Raw genomic sequence first — 16,342 nt, 5'->3', positions numbered from 1 at the left:
CTTGTTCTCAGTACTCAAAAATTTAGGCTGGTTTTTTAAGAGAGAACGAAGCCGATACGCCATTGGATTGTTTTTGCTGATTGCGGTTGGCGTTTTGGAGCTTGCTCCACCTCGGCTGCTAGGCAGCGCCATTGATGAGATTGTACGCGGTTCGATTTCCTGGTCCTCGCTTTGGCGTTATATTTTGTACATCATAGGCATTCTTGCCGTCATCTACTACATTACGTACATATGGATGCACAAGCTGTTTGGTGGTGCTAATCTGGTGGAGCGCCTATTGCGCACACGTTTTATGAATCATCTGCTGCGAATGACCCCTCCATTTTTTGAACGCAATCGTACAGGCGATCTGATGGCTCGTGCCACGAACGATCTTCGATCTGTCGCAAGTACAGCAGGCTTCGGTATGTTGACATTAACGGACTCCACTGTCTACCTTACCGTTGTATTGGTTGCCATGGGCACCCTGATTAGCTGGAAGCTAACACTGGCGGCCATTCTGCCCCTTCCTTTTATTGCGCTGGCCATGAGTATTTACGGTAAAGCCGTACATGAGCGTTACACACTAGCACAAGATGCATTTGGCGATATGAACGACCAGGTGCTGGAGTCGGTGGCTGGTATCCGTGTCATTCGGGCTTATGTGCAAGAACGAATGGACGAAAAACGTTTTGCCGATATTACTGAGGATGTGTTTCGTAAAAACTTGGCAGTGGCCCGAATGGATGCTCTCTTTGAACCAACAATCCGTTTATGTGTAGGACTTAGTTACGTTATCGGACTCGGGTATGGTATTTATCTGGTATTTCATAACGATATCACGCTAGGCGAACTGGTATCTTTTAACATGTATCTAGGAATGATGATTTGGCCGATGTTTGCCATTGGCGAACTGATTAACATTATGCAGCGCGGTAGCGCTTCCCTGGACCGGGTCAATGAAACTCTCGATGTCCAGCCAGACGTTCAGGATGTAGCCCAACCTGTTCCAGTGGATCATCCCGAATCCATCACTATGAAAGACGTGACTTTTCGTTATCCTACCTCCACGGTTGACAATCTGTCACATGTTAATCTGGAGCTCAAACGTGGAGAAACACTAGGTGTCGTCGGTCGAACAGGCAGTGGAAAATCCACTTTGCTCAAACAGCTATTGCATGAATATCCGACTGGCAGTGGTGATATTTTAATCTCCGGCACTCGGCTGGAGGACATTGCAGCGGAACAATTACACAGCTGGATTGGCTACGTGCCGCAAGAACAAATTTTGTTCTCCAAATCGGTTCGCGAGAACATTCAGTTCGGAAAGCCTGGGGCCGATGATGATTACATCATGGAAGCGATTCGTACGGCCGCCTTTGATCAGGATCTGGGAACCCTGTCCGATGGGCTGGATACACTCGTCGGAGAAAAAGGCATCGCCCTGTCCGGCGGTCAGAAGCAGCGCGTTTCGCTTGCGCGCGCCTTTATCGGTGATCCGGATATTCTAGTACTCGACGATGCACTATCAGCAGTAGATGCCCGCACGGAAGCACGTATTATTGACAATATCCGTCATAAACGCTCGGGTAAAACAACCTTGATCTCCACTCACCGTCTATCGGCTGTAGAGCATGCAGATCGGATCGTCGTGCTGGAGCAAGGACGTATTATTGAGGAAGGAACCCACAATGAGCTGCTTCAAGCTGACGGATGGTACCGACAACAATATGAACGGCAACAAGTGGAATCTGATCTGACCTCAGGGGAGGTATCCTAATGAAACCCAATATCGGCAAAAGGCTGTTCCAGTATGCACTGACGAGCAAAGCGGGTTTTATTGCCGCTCTCATCGCCCTGGCTATTGGAGTAGCCGCTGAGCTGGCCGGTCCCTTCATCGCCAAAACGATGATTGACGACCACATGCTCGCTATTGAAAAACCATTTTATGAAACGACTAGTGTGGACGGCACTATAAGTTATGCTGGAACCCATTTTAAACGTGAAGATCGCTTTGAGGCCGGGGAGACCAAAGGGCGCGAAGCGAGGATTTTACAAGTCGGCAGATCTTTTGTATTTGTCGATGGTTCCGTCCAGGTAGCGGATGGTAACCGATCCTTTACGAACGGTACGCTGACCGTGACACGCGGCTCCGACACCTTTCGTTATAAAGCTAAGGCTCTAACGGCTGATGAACTGTATAGCTTTTACAAACCGGAAATGCCCGGCATTTTTCAGCTGATTGGGTGGTATTGCTTCTTTTTAGTCGTTTCGATTTTTGCCGAGTTCGGCAAAACATACTGGCTGCAATCCTCGGCGAACAAAGTCATTCAGAAGCTTCGGCTTGATCTCTATGCACACATTCAGCGCTTGCCAGTTTACTTTTTTGATAACTTACCCGCAGGCAAGGTCGTATCCCGTGTTACGAATGACACGGAGGCAGTCAAAGATTTGTTTGTGGCTGTACTCTCAAACTTCACTTCAGGGATTGTAACGATGGCAGGGGTATATGTGGCACTCTTTCTACTGGATTTCAGACTGGGTCTTATCTCTCTATTTATTGTACCGTTGCTGATCTTATGGATTGTATTGTACCGCAAGGTTGCAACCCGCTATAACACGATCATCCGATCCAGGCTCAGCGAGATTAATGCGATTATTAATGAATCCATTCAGGGGATGTCCATTATTCGTGTATTCAGGCATCAGAAACAAACACAGCAAGAGTTTGAAGAGTTAAATGATGACTATATGAAGCATCAGAATAAAATGCTGAATTTGAACGCTTTTACTTCGCACAATTTGGTCAACGTGTTGAGAAACCTCGCCTTCGCTGTCGTGCTGTGGTATTTTGGATCTGCGGCGCTTGGCACTACAGGTAGTGCGATATCACTAGGGGTATTGTATGCCTTCGTCGATGTGCTGGGTCGATTGTTCCAACCTATAACGGGGATGGTCAACCAGCTCGCCGTACTGGATACTTCCATCGTATCCTCAGGACGCGTATTTGAATTGATGGACGAAACTGGAGAGCCGGTGACAGATGGTACGATGCCGCGTTACAAAGGCCAGGTAGAATTTAATGATGTTTCCTTTGCCTACAAAAAGGATGATGTGCTTAAGCATATTTCCTTTACAGCACAGCCCGGCCAAACGGTTGCTCTTGTCGGGCATACCGGATCAGGTAAGAGCTCGATTATCAACCTGCTATTCCGGTTCTATGATCCGCAAAAAGGAACGATCACCATTGACGGAACGCCTGTCAAAAGTATTCCTAAGCAATGGCTTCGCCATCATATGGGTATTGTGCTTCAAGACCCATATTTGTTCACAGGTACGGTAGCCTCTAATGTCAGTCTCGGAGATAGTAGAATTACGAGAGAGCAGGTGAATAAAGCGCTGAATGACGTTGGAGCCGACAAACTGCTAGCCCATTTGCCCCAAGGATTTGATGAGCCTGTTATTGAAAAAGGCAGCACCTTATCCGCCGGGCAACGTCAGCTTATTTCTTTCGCTCGCGCGTTAGCCTTTGATCCGGCCATTTTAATTCTGGATGAAGCTACCGCCAATATTGATACCGAAACGGAAGCGCTCATCCAATCTGCTCTTGAAGTGCTCAAAAAGGGACGTACGACCTTTATCATTGCCCACCGTTTGTCCACCATTCGTAGTGCAGACCAAATTTTGGTGCTGCATCGGGGTGAAATTGTTGAACGGGGTAGCCATGACGAGCTTATGGCCCAGGGTGGACGTTACTTCCAAATGTATCAGCTTCAGTCAGGAACGGTTGCAGCAGAATCTGCGTCTTCCTCAGCTACACCTTCTGCGCAAAATGACTTGCTTACAGGTAAAGTCGCATTTAAAGCTTAAATAATGCTAGAGCCTGGGGCTAAAAATTAATATTTAGCATGAAAAGCCAGCGGTCTCCATTCATATTGGGAACTCGCTGGCTTTATTTTATAAATGACATATGGCTTATCTTTTTATTTAGCCACAGATGTGCCTGTTCCGGTAGGCGGAAGCACGGTTCCATCGACTGCTTTGAGCGTAACCTTATACTTACTGTCTACCAATGTACTGGTATGGGTATCCGTAATGACTTGAATGTTCATTTCACCCGGTTTTGGACTCGTCAGCTTGTAGTAAATGACTGCATTCGTTTCATCTACGTAGTCGATGTGATCCACTTCAATGCCATAACCCGGATTAGGTGCCTGCAGACGAGTGATGGCCACTTTGTTCTGCTGGTCATTCGCCTTCTCTATGCTCATACTAATATTGGTTTGTTGAGCCGGGTCTACAGGCTCAGCTGGATTTTCCGGAGTGGCTTGCACCGGTTTATGATTTTGTACAAACTCGGATGCATGATAGACCATTTCTGCTGCCTCCATCCGCGTTACTTTACGATCCGGGTTAAAGTTACTCTTTTCATCCAATGTTGCAATTTTGGTCAACAAAAGAAATTGAACTGCTTCGTTCGACTCTTGGTCTAATTTTTTGCCATCTGCTACGTTAATAAGCATACGGACCGTTGGATATTCCCCCGTTGCACTCACTGCTTTATACAGAATATTCGCGAATTGCTCCCTAGTCATGCGGGTGCTTGGATCAATATCCGGTGATAGAGGGATTTGGTGCTGGACTGCAATCCGATAGGAATCGGCATACCATGCGGAAGCCGGAATGTTTGCAAAGGAGCCCGTTGTAAAATCAGGCATAACCTGAAGATCCATCGCCCGAACAACCAAGTGTACTCCTTGTGCATACGTGAGCGTTTGATCCGGTGCAAACTTATCCTTGGTTATCCCTTGAATAATTCCTTTGTTCTGAAGTGAACTTACGATCTTCTCCTGCTCAGCTCCCTTTATATCACGAAAGGCAGAAGCCGACGTAGCCACAGCCAATGAACAGACGACAAGCAGCGCAGCTGCCACGCTTTTATTTTTGATCATGAGATACACCTCCATGTTTACTTTGCTTCTATACTTATGGACGCAATAAAACCATCAAATGTTTCAAATATGCACAAATTGGTTGCAAAACAATGGAATACCCTGCGATTAGTGTAACCCGTCTTGCTCTTTTCTGCTCATCATCTCCACACAAACCCAAAAGTGCCTATGATAGTTTTCCTTTTGCAGCGCCTTTTAGAGAAAAGAGCTGATTTGCAGTAATTTTAGCTAGCAAAAGCAGCAGTGTACCTAACAAAAATACCCACTTGTGGTAGCTTACATCTGGTTAGGGGCTTTCAGTCCAAGAAGTCGCAGTGTACTTGCCAGCATATCTGCAGTCTGTTCCGCCAACTGAATGCGCCACTGTCCACCATCGACAATCCTTTCCTTAGCGTAAAAACGGTTGAACGCCTGTGCTGTATCCAATGCAAATCTAACAATAACCGAAGGTTCCAGTTGCTGAGCAGCACGTATCAGCTGCCCGTGATAACGGTCCAACTGCTTAAGCAAGGCCCAACCTGCGTCACCCAGCATTTCATCCGAAACGATATTCAAATCAGGAGAATGCCCTTCTTGACCAAGGACGTTGTCACTGGAATTAGAATCAACCTCAGCGCGAGCGCGAGCTTTCTCCAGAAGGCTGCGTATACGCGCATGGGTATACTGAACATAAGGGCCAGTCTCACCTTCGAAGGTCAATGCCTCCTCCAACGAAAAATCCACTTCATTCAGACGGTTATTTTTTAAATCGCCAAAAATAATTGCGCCGATGCCGACGTCTTCAGCTATTGCCTCTTGTTCCAGCAAATTGGGATTCTTCTCCGTAATAATGGCTTGAGCACGCGCTACAGCTTCATCCAGCACTTCCTCCAGTTTCACCACCTTGCCGCGTCTTGTGGACATTTTTTTGCCTGCAAACCGCATTAAACCAAACGGTACATGCTCACATTGCTCTGCCCATGCCTCCCCTGCATGCTTGAGCACCGCAAATACCTGTTGGAAATGTAACTTCTGTTCCCCGCCAACGACATACAGCAGCCGATCAGCCTTCATCACTTCATGACGATAAATCGCTGTTGCCAGATCACGGGTGGGATAAATGGTAGTCCCATCCTTCTTCAAAATAAGACACGGCGGCAGCTGCTCGTCTTCCAGACGAACCACAAGGGCTCCATCACTTTCCTCCAGCAATCCTTTTGCTCTTAATTGGGCAACAACTGCCTGCATTTTATCATTGTAAAAGCTTTCCCCCAACACATGGTCAAACGAAATGTTAAGGCGTTGGTACATACGATCAAATTCACCCAGACTGACTTCAACAAAAAACTCCCATAGTTGTTGAGCCTCAGTATCCCCGTGCTCCAAACGTCGGAACCACTCGCGGCCTTCATCCTCCAAAGACGGGTCATGCTCAGCCTCCTGATGAAAACGGACATATAGCTTCAATGATTCCCCGATCGGATCCTGTTGTAGCTGCTCTTCATTACCCCATCTTTTATAGGCCGCAATTTGCTTGCCAAATTGTGTTCCCCAATCCCCTAGATGATTCACACTAATCGGTACATATCCGGTTTCACCAAGTATGCGATACAAGGCGGCACCGATAACAGTAGAGCGAAGATGACCGATACCAAATGGTTTGGCAATATTGGGCGAGGACATATCAATTACTACTCGCTGTCCATGCCCAATATTGGGCTTGAGAAACTCAGTCTTGCTCAATTCAGCTAGCATCGGTGGAATATGAACAGATCGATCCAATGTAATATTTACATAGGCACCCGATGCTGTAGCGGTTAGACCCGCTTCATGGCTTACTAGCTCTGCCAATTCCATTGCAATATGCTGTGGAGACTTTCGAAATTTCTTAGCCAGCACAAAACAGGGAAACGCCACATCTCCCCATTCAGGCTGCGGAGGCACCTCGAATAAAGATAAAACTTCTTTCTCCTCCAAGCCCGTATGAGCTAAAATAGCTTGGGTAGCAATCATCAACAACATGTTCCTCTCTCCTTCTTTTTATAGGATCTAACAAAAAAAAGCCCTCGCCTCTTGATATAATCAAGAGACGAGAACTTCGATATCCCCGCGGTACCACTCTTTGTAAATCGGTTGTGTGGATAAAGCTAGCTTACACAAATCGCGATTTCACTCCATTGACAAATAACGGTGTCAGCCGGGTTGATCTACTAGAAGTTCTTATCGTTGGATCAACCGTCTCCCGGGTGCGCTTCACATCGGATTTCATACCGGCTTCCACCTCTTCCGGCTCGCTGTAATGATACGGTTCCGTTGCTACTCTCCCGTTCCTTGACGTTAATTCCCACCATTATACAAACCTATTTAGTAGAAAGCAACCTTTTATTCCCTCTTCAGGGACTAGTTCTGTATATGTAATTACACTGCCACCAATTGGCGACAAGCCTCAACACAATGACGGCAGGCCTCTGCACAATGTTTGCAATGATTATGGGAATGCTTGCTGCATTCAGCAGCACATACCTCACAGGCTTTGGCGCATAGCTCACAGATTTCCTCGGCAAAATCCGTTCCGCGCTGCAACATTTGAGCAGCAAACCCACATATCTCTGCGCATTCCCTACTCACTCGAATACATTCACGCAGCATAGCTAAATCATATTCCTTCAAACTTGCTACATAGCATACATTGCAAGCGTTCATACATTCCAGGCAAGCATCCACGCATTTTTGGTATGAATGATTCATAATACATTACCTCCCAGTTGTTGATCCTGCTGTACTATTACCCGCTGAGCCTTGAAATTAATCAATTGATGTTCGCGCTTTCAACAAAATAAACCCAGAAAATCCCGACTTATGTAAGGAAGTGTACTATATTCCAAGGTGCAAGCGCAAGGATATTAATCACATAACTTTTTATCCCTCGTTGCTGACTTGCATCCAGTCGGTCATTCCTCTATTGTAAAAAAAGAATATGCTTAACCATGAATCAAGGAGTGAAGATTGTAATGAACATAACATCTGTAGAGGAGCACCGACGGGAGTCTCCCCAGCAGGTTAACTGCATGGTCGTGACCGTCTCTGATACACGAACCATGGAAACCGATACTGGGGGACGACTGCTCAAGGAACTACTAGAAACGAATGGGTATAAGGTTGTTCGATATGTTATCGTCAAAGACGACTATGAGGGTATCCGACAGTTGGTAACCGAAGCTGCAGCACATGAGGACATCGAGGCTGTACTTTTAACAGGTGGTACTGGCATTTCTCCGCGTGATACTACATATGAAGCCATCTCCTCTTTACTGGATAAGGAACTACCTGGCTTTGGTGAAATCTTCCGTTACTTAAGCTTTGCTGAGGACATTGGATCAGCAGCTATATTAAGCCGGGCTGTAGCGGGTACTGTGGGCCAGACAGCTGTGTTTTCTATGCCTGGCTCCCGCGGAGCCGTTCGTTTGGCAATGGAACGCATTATTGTCCCTGAACTGCGACATGTGATGAGAGAAATTTATAAATAAGCTCTTATTCCACACATGCGCCGACACAAAAAGGCACCCCATATGAATGAGGTGCCTTTTCACATTATTCTTTTTCTTCAACTTCAGGCTGCATGTAGCTATCAATCAGCTTTTGCTTTAGCTCCCACACCTTCTCGCTAAGATTTACGCGATAAATTTCAGGATTCAGCTTCCGCAAATATTCTGGCCAAAACAGTTTCAACTGTGAAGCATGATAGGCACGAATTTCATCCAGTTCGGGAAGCTCGTATACCTTCTGTCCATTTAAAAAAATAGGTTCAAGCATCGGTACAGCTTCGTAATTTTCAACATACTTCTTCATATATGGATGCAAAGGGTTAAACAGCTTCAGGCGCTTACCATTACGCGGACGTTCTTCATCCGGGAAAGAAATGTAATCAGCTACAGCTCTCCCTTTCTTCTTGTCTACAATGCGGTATACATCCTTTTTGCCTGGTGTAGATACTTTTTCCGGGTTACCCGATATCTTAATCGTCGGCAGCATTTCACCGTCTACTTCCCGCTCAACCAGCTTGTACACTCCGCCTAATGAAGGTTGATCTGAAGCCGTAATCAGCTGTGTTCCTACACCCCATACATCAATACGTGCACCTTGGGCTTTTAGATTGAAAATCGTATTTTCATCCAAATCGTTGGAAGCAACAATTTGTACGTAATCCAAACCTTCGGCATCCAGCATTTCCCGGGCCTGAATAGATAGATAAGCCAAATCACCGCTATCCAAACGGATGGCATTCATACGCTTGCCTTGACTCTCCAGCATCTTTGCTGTCCGAATCGCATGAGGAACACCGCTCTCCAGCGTGTCAAAGGTATCTACCAGCAATGTAACCTGATCTGGCAAAACCTTCGCATACACGTCAAACGCCTCTTGCTCCGTCATAAAGGTTTGTACCCATGAATGGGCATGTGTTCCTTTTGTCGGAATCCCAAAATGTTCGCCTGCGAGCATATTAGAAGTCGCATCGAAACCTGCAACATAAGCAGCACGCGCTCCCCAAATGGCTGCATCTGCCTCCTGCGCACGCCGTGTGCCAAATTCGAGCAGTGTATCGTCACTGGCCACCTGCTTGATACGCGATGCTTTTGTCGCAATGAGTGTCTGGTAATTCATAAAATTCAACAACGCCGTCTCGACAAGCTGCGTTTCCATAATTGTTCCTTCAACACGGACCAGAGGCTCATTTGGAAAAACAAGCGCCCCTTCTTTCATCGAATGGACCGTTCCGCCAAACTTAAACTGGCGCAATGCCTCCATGAACATGGGATCGTACTTTTCCTCCTGCTCTGACAGATAGCGAATGTCCTCTTCTGTAAACCGCAAATTTGAGATGTAATTCACAATGCGTTCCAGACCAGCGAACACGGCATATCCATTACCGAAAGGGAGCTTACGAAAATACGCCTCGAACACAGCTTTACGTTGGTGACTTCCGTTCACCCAATGGGCGTACATCATATTAATCTGATATTTATCTGTATGTAATGCGAGGCTCGTTGACTTCATCGTATCATCCTCTCTGACTGTCCCTGGTCCCTGGCTTGGTGACGGCATACCGTCTTATCTGCCCAGATTCAGCAATATCCGACTCCATTTTGTTATCGGACATTGGTGCACAATCATTCAGTTATTTTACTTCTTCTGGCGCAAAAGCGTATCTTCAGCCGACCACACCGTGGCTCCAAGACTTCCCTCAAAATGGCCCAAAGCCCAGTCATGTCCCGCCTGATTAAAGCTCGCCACAGCGTCCTTATATACGGTAATAGCAAAACCTTTGTTATAAGCATCTACAGCCGTATGCAGCACACAAATATCTGTACACACACCAATCAGATGTACTTCCAGAATCCCGCGTTCGCGCAACCTGAGTTCCAGATCTGTACCAGCAAAAGCACTGTACCGTGTTTTATCCAACCAGTAGATACGATCACTTTGTTGCTCATATAGGCTATGAAGCTTACCATACAATTGTCGTCCATCGGTTCCACGTATATTATGTGGAGGAAACAGCTTACTCTCCGGGTGATAAGGGTCATTCTCCTCATGTAAATCAACAGCCATGACAACAAAGTCCCCTTGCTCTACATAGGCCTGCGTGATGGCTGTGATCCGTTCATCCAGCTCAATCGCGGGTTGCCCCACAGGCAGACTACCATCCACAAAATCTTTCGTGTAATCAATAACAATCAGTGCTTTCATCGTACAGTCAGCTCCTTATCCTCAAAGTGAGATTGTACGCTCTATGCGTAATCTATACCATTAAACGTTACGTATAGATAGATAAACGCGGTACTCTATCACTAAAGCGATACAACTGGGCCGGTCTTTGTGAATATTGATTGGAACTCAGCGGTTTACCATTCTCATCCCTAACCTCTTCCAGTATTCCCTGTCTGCTACGAGTCGATGTTATTTTGCGAATAAAATTCGGCTCTTCGAAATCCGGTACGACGCTCTGAATCACCTGATACAATTCACCCAGTGTAAAATGTGGCGGTAAAAACTGCTTGGCTATCGTTGTCTGAAGCATCTGCAATTGAATCTTGCGATAAGCATCGACTATGATATCCCGGTGATCGAACGCCAACTCCAACTCCTCCAACGCTTCTCTGATCGTAAATAACCCGACCTCAGAAGCATCATCAGCCGCTTGCCGCTGCTCTAGCATCCATTCCTCTACCAACGCAAAAAAAGCATGCGATATGATCCAACCGCGCGGATCACGGCCTGGTCCACTATATACGCCCAAATACTCCAGATGCCCGCCGTCTACACCGGTTTCCTCTAACAGTTCCCGCTTGGCCGCTCCATATATGGATTCATCTTCTTGACAAAACCCTCCAGGCAACGCCCAGCGTCCCGCAAACGGCCAACTCCGGCGCTTGATGAGCATCACTTTCAGCTCACGAATCGGCAATGTCTTTGTTACCGTCTTGCGCTCACGCTTCGTTAAAGTAAACATTACGATATCCGCCGGAGCACCATCCGGGGTACGGTATTTCTTAATGTTATAAGACGCCTTCTGCGCCTCTTCGTTTATACGATTGCTATCCATTGGCATCACCATATTATATCGTTTTGATAAATTCATTATGACATAATAAAAATTTTTGTCAAGCGTTAGGCCTTGCCTGAGTCACTTGCTTGTTGACGCAACACTCGGAACGTTGCTGTAGCTGTACAACCGAGTGTACCTTCGCTATCCCTTACTTCTGCCTCGGTGGTTATAGTGCGGCCTCCCTGATGAATAATCCGTGCTTTAACCTCCAGTCGTCCTTGTCCCATGGCTGACAAGAAATGAACATTCAGGTTCGTTGTTACACATGGATCCATATTTCTTGAAGCCATACTGACCATCCCCATCGCCTGATCCATCAATGAAGTGAGCACCCCCCCATGTACAATCCCCATCACATTGGTATGATGTTGTTTGGCCTCCAAAGCGATATGTGCCTCGTTAGCGTCAGCTGTGATCAGCTCACATCCTAAATACTCCCAAAAGGTATTATCTTCACCCTCTAGCATCTTACGCAACTTATCCATTCCCTCTCTTCCATCCCTTCTATGCTGTCGCAATTCTCTTGATGTCCCATGAACATATACGATGACTAATTGCTTCCGAAAAAAAGGCGTGGAAGCTAAGCCTCCACACCACAAATCTTATTCTAGTCACTGCAATTAGAGGAGGAAGTGACCTTCCCCTCTTCTACGTTCACCTTTTCAGCAACCGTATCACGGATGGCCGTGATCACCATTTGCAGTAGCTCATTAATTTCCACCTGGCTCTGCTGAAACTCTGTTACAATTGGAATACCGTCAAGCTCTTCCTGTAGCTCCTGAAGTTCAGCCTCTATTTTAGCAATCATTTTTTGATTCTTTAAAGATTCAAATGCTACAATTTCCTTTTGCTTCTTCTTCATCGTTGCAATCAGTTGCTGGATGCGCTCATGGTCCTGAATCTTTTCTTCTGCTTTCCGGAACACCTGTACTTCCTCACTGCTGCCCAGAATACCCGCCAACTCTTTGGCCTTTGCCAATATCATATCGCGATTGACCAAATGATCATGCTGGCGCGCCGCCGATTGAAGTTCTGTTTGTTGCAACCGCTCCTCTGTCATTGTCCATCGCTCCTTTTCTCACTTAGATGGTCTTGCACGCAGCCTTTTATTCAAACCGCATGCAGCCCGCTAGACTATTCTTTTTATCCGTTAACCGCTACTGGCGTTTGAACCAAGTCACCTTTAATGTAGAAGGTCATAGGTTCTGTAATTTTAACTTGGACAAAGGAACCAATCAGGTCCTTCGATCCTTCAAAATGAACAAGCTTATTGGAACGAGTCCGACCAGCAAGCACGTTGCTGTCATTTTTGCTCTCGCCTTCCACCAGCACTTCCACCACTTCGCCACGCAATCGACTATTAAAGCGAAGGCTGTTTTGATTCACAGCAATGTTCAGACGCCGGAGACGCTCTTTTTTTACCGACATAGGCACATTATCTTCCATCGAAGCCGCTGGTGTGCCTTCACGTGGTGAATAAATAAATGTGTAGGCAAAGTCATAGCCCACTTCACGCACCAAAGATAGAGTATCTTCGAACTGTTCGTCTGTTTCACCCGGGAAACCGACGATAATATCCGTTGTCAGAGAAACATGCGGAACAGCTGCTTTTATCTTCGCGGCCAGTTCCAGAACACGCTCACGAGTATATTTTCGGTTCATTTTCTTCAATATATCCGTATTACCGGATTGTACAGGCAAATGAATATGCTCCACCAGATTGCCACCCTTACCAAGGACTTCAACCAAATGGTCGTCAAAGTCACGCGGATGAGAGGTCGTAAAACGTACACGCGGAATATTGATTTTGCGCATATCATCCATCAGATCTCCGAATCTGTAATTCATATCCTTCAAATCCTTGCCATAGGCATTGACATTCTGACCCAACAAGGTAATCTCTTTAAATCCTTGACGGGCCAAATCCCGTACCTCAGCAATAACATCCTCTGGTCGGCGACTTCTTTCCTTACCACGTGTGAAGGGAACGATACAATAGGTGCAAAACTTATCACAGCCGTACATGATGTTTACCCAAGCCCGCATACCCTCGCGCTTCTTCGGCAGGTTTTCGATAATGTCGCCCTCCTTGGACCACACTTCGACTACCATTTCTTTGCTAAAGAGTGCTTCCTTAACGAGCTGAGGCAAACGGTGAATATTATGGGTACCAAAGATCATATCGACAAAACCATGTTTTTGCATAATGCGGTTCACGACATTCTCTTCCTGCGACATGCAGCCACACACTCCGAGCAAAAGTCCTGGCTTTTCTGTTTTGAGATGCTTGAGGTGACCCAGCTCACCAAACACTTTATCTTCCGCATTTTCACGGATAGCGCAGGTGTTCAGTAAAATGATGTCTGCTTCCTTCCGATCCTCGGTTGCCTGGTAGCCCATTTGCTCCAGCAAACCTTTGATAGTTTCGGAATCATGTTCATTCATCTGGCAACCGAATGTATATACAATATAATGCTTGCCCTCACCGATATGCTTTAGCTCATCCGGGACTGCGTTATCATACAATACCTGTACGTCCTCTTTACCACGCTGCTTTTCTTTTCTATGGTTCGGCTCCGCCATAATGTTGATTTCACGTCCGCGAATACGAATCTTTTTGCTATGCTCATCTTCAGAAATAATCTTCGCATCCGAGAAATCAAAATATTTGGAGTAATCTTTTGTTTCCTTAGCCATTCGCTGGTCACTCCTTACACCATCTATTTCACGAGCTAATTTGTGATTTACTGTATCTTTAGGCAGTTGGTTATTTTATTTTATGCTCCAAAAAAACCTTTGAAAAAGGCATTACACTAAATTATAGCATGATTTATAGGTCATAGCCATAGATCATCCCCGGATACGAATCAGATGCAGTGTGATGCACAAAGTTTTTTATGTATATAGGTGAGCATTGGTGTATTTATAGCATATAAAAAAAGCCCGACTCTTTTGCAAGAATCGGACTTTTACAACTTGTGTATTCAATACGTGTATTAGTCTACGATTTCAGCAGTGTCACCGTTTTTCACACCGGCTCCGTTCGCTTCATCCGTGTCAATATGCATATCCAAAGCAAAAGAATCGGACACACGTGCAAGAACATTTTCAAATACAAGGCCACGTTCGCCGCCAACACGTACTTTCAGCAACTGCTTGTCCTTAATGTCCCATTTAGCTGCATCGGATGTATGGAAATGGATATGGCGGGCTGCTACGATAACGCCTTCTTGCAGTTCCACTTCTCCGGCTGGTCCTTTCACTGTAATTCCTGGTGTACCATCAATGCTACCGGATTCGCGTACAGGTGCCTTTACACCAATAGCAAAGGAATCTGTGCGAGAGATTTCCAGTTGGGAAGCTGGACGAGCTGGTCCCAAAATGCGAACCTTATCAAATTGGCCTTTAGGACCAATTACAGCTACCGTTTCATTTGCGGCAAATTGTCCTGGTTGGGACAAAGGTTTAAATTCAGTCAATTGATAGCCTGCTCCGAACAAGATTTCAATATGCTCTTGAGTCAGGTGAATATGACGGGCGGAAACGCCGACAGGTACGATTTTAGTCATCGTGTGGTCACTCCTTTTTCTCTATACAATACTTTACACATCTATGCTATTATACTCCTATTTCGACAATAAAGAAAAGGATAGCGCATAAAGTTCCCTTTTTCGCCCTAACCAGCCATACATATCGTCCATATAAAACTGGGATCAAACCGTCATTTTTGCAAACAGAAGAAAGAAAAGCATGATCTCAGCTACGATGAGATGAGGAACTACAATAAATATATTCAGAATAAACAGCGCACAGAGGATTCCAGTTAAGAAAAGAATGACTCTGAGACGAGGTTTAAGATGACTCAATCTGTACTGATGGAATACCAGCAAAACTGACAAAAAATAAATAAAAACAGAAGCAAAAGTAAAGCAAAGCACAAAAGTATTGGCTGCTTGCCCTAAAAACAAGAGCTGTATGGAAGCCGCAAGCATGCTAAGAGAAAGATAAATAAACAAATGACCATAGATAATAGTCTGTCCTGCTGTTTGTTTGGATTTGTCTACGCGCTTCTCTATATTCTCAAAATATTGCCACCAGATTGCGATGACCAATACAAATGTCAAAGCAGCAAATACAATGGAAGAGATCGTGAAATGATCGGATTGTAAAACAGAAAGTATACTTATCACTGATTCTCCAAGCAGGATTAAGGTGAACTGTGCAAAACGCTCCAAAAGATGCTCTGTATGGATAGGTGTGATCACCAATTTTTTACGACCGATTAATGGAACGAGGATATCAACAGCAATGCCAGTATACAAAATCAAATATCGAACCCACGAGTCGAAGAAAAGGGAGAAGCTAGAGATAACGATCCCAACCCAAAGATAGGTTCCAAAAAAACGAGCTGTTTCCTGTTTATGAGCCGTTTCCTTGGGGGCCAAAAGCAAATATTGAATGACAGTCAAACCTCTTAAGCCAATATAGCCAACAAAAAAAGATACATAATACGCATCAAAATCTATATTAAGACTAGCAGTCATGATTAACACAAAAAATAATTGCAAAATCATAAAAATTCGATGCATTATACTGTCTTGACCAAAACGATTGTTATAGACTGTTTGCCCCACCCATGCCCACCAGATCGGAATAAAAATCAAAATAAACTTCTCTAAATTATGCCAACCAACACTACCATGCTCAACATGTAGTAAAACATGAGTCGCCTTGGAGACAGCTGCTACAAACAATAAATCATAAAAGAGTTCAAGCCAGGTAACCTTTTTTATCAGCATTATGTAACGGAGCTCCCCTCTAGTAT

The 16,342-nt window shown here is 45.4% G+C and carries 14 protein-coding genes and 1 other annotated feature; of the genes, 3 read left to right on the top strand and 11 right to left on the bottom strand.

The genetic code is table 11. The features are described 5' to 3' along the window. The first annotated feature begins 1 nt into the window (after position 1). Positions 2–1,759, top strand: coding sequence for an ABC transporter ATP-binding protein (locus ACH59B_RS10570; RefSeq protein ID WP_025364676.1), 1,758 nt, complete (start codon positions 2–4; stop codon positions 1,757–1,759). Then, on the top strand, positions 1,759–3,849 hold the full coding sequence (locus tag ACH59B_RS10565) for an ABC transporter ATP-binding protein (RefSeq protein WP_404303691.1): 2,091 nt from the start codon (positions 1,759–1,761) through the stop codon (positions 3,847–3,849). Before ACH59B_RS10570 ends, ACH59B_RS10565 begins: the two co-directional genes overlap by 1 nt. A 113-nt stretch (positions 3,850–3,962) precedes the next feature. Here the strand turns inward: ACH59B_RS10565 and ACH59B_RS10560 are convergent, their stop codons facing one another. From ACH59B_RS10560 to ACH59B_RS10550, 3 genes are all read right to left on the bottom strand, one after another. Next, positions 3,963–4,931, bottom strand: coding sequence for an S-layer homology domain-containing protein (locus ACH59B_RS10560; protein ID WP_404303689.1), 969 nt, complete (start codon positions 4,929–4,931; stop codon positions 3,963–3,965). 276 nt (positions 4,932–5,207) lie between these two features. After that, positions 5,208–6,932, bottom strand: a complete 1,725-nt coding sequence (gene argS, locus ACH59B_RS10555; protein ID WP_404303687.1) for an arginine--tRNA ligase — start codon at positions 6,930–6,932, stop codon at positions 5,208–5,210. Between the two features lie 60 nt (positions 6,933–6,992). Next, positions 6,993–7,251, bottom strand: a binding site (T-box leader). A 77-nt stretch (positions 7,252–7,328) separates the two neighbouring features. Beyond that, positions 7,329–7,658 carry a four-helix bundle copper-binding protein gene (locus tag ACH59B_RS10550; protein WP_016821017.1) on the bottom strand — a complete coding sequence of 110 codons (330 nt, stop codon included), beginning with the start codon at positions 7,656–7,658 and terminating at the stop codon, positions 7,329–7,331. Positions 7,659–7,921: 263 nt separating this feature from the next. Between ACH59B_RS10550 and ACH59B_RS10545 the strand changes: the two genes are divergently transcribed. Continuing rightward, positions 7,922–8,437 (top strand): molybdenum cofactor biosynthesis protein B, encoded by a 516-nt coding sequence (locus tag ACH59B_RS10545; protein WP_016821016.1) that lies wholly within the window; start codon positions 7,922–7,924, stop codon positions 8,435–8,437. Between the two features lie 64 nt (positions 8,438–8,501). Here ACH59B_RS10545 and ACH59B_RS10540 read toward each other — a convergent pair whose 3' ends face one another. From ACH59B_RS10540 to ACH59B_RS10505, 8 genes are all read right to left on the bottom strand, one after another. Beyond that, a complete protein-coding gene (locus ACH59B_RS10540) occupies positions 8,502–9,965 on the bottom strand; it encodes a nicotinate phosphoribosyltransferase (RefSeq protein WP_113050526.1) in 1,464 nt (487 codons plus the stop codon). 126 nt (positions 9,966–10,091) lie between these two features. After that, entirely contained in the window at positions 10,092–10,658 is a 567-nt protein-coding gene (locus tag ACH59B_RS10535; RefSeq protein ID WP_017427958.1) for a cysteine hydrolase family protein, read from the bottom strand. Positions 10,659–10,725: 67 nt separating this feature from the next. Next, the gene (locus ACH59B_RS10530) at positions 10,726–11,514 is read right to left on the bottom strand and encodes an NUDIX domain-containing protein (RefSeq protein WP_013370763.1); all 789 of its coding nucleotides are present in this window, start codon (positions 11,512–11,514) and stop codon (positions 10,726–10,728) included. 65 nt (positions 11,515–11,579) lie between these two features. Then, the gene (locus ACH59B_RS10525; protein ID WP_016821013.1) at positions 11,580–12,002 is read right to left on the bottom strand and encodes a PaaI family thioesterase; all 423 of its coding nucleotides are present in this window, start codon (positions 12,000–12,002) and stop codon (positions 11,580–11,582) included. A 122-nt stretch (positions 12,003–12,124) separates the two neighbouring features. After that, positions 12,125–12,577, bottom strand: a complete 453-nt coding sequence (locus ACH59B_RS10520; protein ID WP_016821012.1) for a RicAFT regulatory complex protein RicA family protein — start codon at positions 12,575–12,577, stop codon at positions 12,125–12,127. 83 nt (positions 12,578–12,660) lie between these two features. Next, the gene (miaB, locus tag ACH59B_RS10515; protein ID WP_102997907.1) at positions 12,661–14,214 is read right to left on the bottom strand and encodes a tRNA (N6-isopentenyl adenosine(37)-C2)-methylthiotransferase MiaB; all 1,554 of its coding nucleotides are present in this window, start codon (positions 14,212–14,214) and stop codon (positions 12,661–12,663) included. A 299-nt stretch (positions 14,215–14,513) separates the two neighbouring features. Then, positions 14,514–15,086 (bottom strand): phosphate propanoyltransferase, encoded by a 573-nt coding sequence (pduL, locus tag ACH59B_RS10510; RefSeq protein WP_016821010.1) that lies wholly within the window; start codon positions 15,084–15,086, stop codon positions 14,514–14,516. Between the two features lie 144 nt (positions 15,087–15,230). Beyond that, the gene (locus ACH59B_RS10505) at positions 15,231–16,316 is read right to left on the bottom strand and encodes a low temperature requirement protein A (RefSeq protein WP_102997906.1); all 1,086 of its coding nucleotides are present in this window, start codon (positions 16,314–16,316) and stop codon (positions 15,231–15,233) included. Positions 16,317–16,342 lie beyond the last annotated feature (26 nt).

The sequence above is a fragment of the Paenibacillus sp. DP01 genome (assembly GCF_044784315.1).
GTDB classification, from domain to species: Bacteria; Bacillota; Bacilli; order Paenibacillales; family Paenibacillaceae; genus Paenibacillus; species Paenibacillus polymyxa.
Note: the sequence above shows the minus strand (reverse complement) of the source record. Positions and strands in the feature narration are given on the sequence as shown.

Bases quoted from the DNA above. Each gene is read 5' to 3' on its own strand.
- ACH59B_RS10520 (WP_016821012.1), bottom strand. From the start codon at position 12,577: ATGACAGAGGAGCGGTTGCAACAAACAGAACTTCAATCGGCGGCGCGC.
- ACH59B_RS10530 (WP_013370763.1), bottom strand. From the start codon at position 11,514: ATGGATAGCAATCGTATAAACGAAGAGGCGCAGAAGGCGTCTTATAAC.
- ACH59B_RS10505 (WP_102997906.1), bottom strand. From the start codon at position 16,316: ATGCTGATAAAAAAGGTTACCTGGCTTGAACTCTTTTATGATTTATTG.
- pduL (WP_016821010.1), bottom strand. From the start codon at position 15,086: ATGACTAAAATCGTACCTGTCGGCGTTTCCGCCCGTCATATTCACCTG.
- ACH59B_RS10535 (WP_017427958.1), bottom strand. From the start codon at position 10,658: ATGAAAGCACTGATTGTTATTGATTACACGAAAGATTTTGTGGATGGT.
- ACH59B_RS10525 (WP_016821013.1), bottom strand. From the start codon at position 12,002: ATGGATAAGTTGCGTAAGATGCTAGAGGGTGAAGATAATACCTTTTGG.
- argS (WP_404303687.1), bottom strand. From the start codon at position 6,932: ATGTTGTTGATGATTGCTACCCAAGCTATTTTAGCTCATACGGGCTTG.
- ACH59B_RS10560 (WP_404303689.1), bottom strand. From the start codon at position 4,931: ATGATCAAAAATAAAAGCGTGGCAGCTGCGCTGCTTGTCGTCTGTTCA.
- ACH59B_RS10550 (WP_016821017.1), bottom strand. From the start codon at position 7,658: ATGAATCATTCATACCAAAAATGCGTGGATGCTTGCCTGGAATGTATG.
- ACH59B_RS10540 (WP_113050526.1), bottom strand. From the start codon at position 9,965: ATGAAGTCAACGAGCCTCGCATTACATACAGATAAATATCAGATTAAT.
- ACH59B_RS10565 (WP_404303691.1), top strand. From the start codon at position 1,759: ATGAAACCCAATATCGGCAAAAGGCTGTTCCAGTATGCACTGACGAGC.
- miaB (WP_102997907.1), bottom strand. From the start codon at position 14,214: ATGGCTAAGGAAACAAAAGATTACTCCAAATATTTTGATTTCTCGGAT.
- ACH59B_RS10545 (WP_016821016.1), top strand. From the start codon at position 7,922: ATGAACATAACATCTGTAGAGGAGCACCGACGGGAGTCTCCCCAGCAG.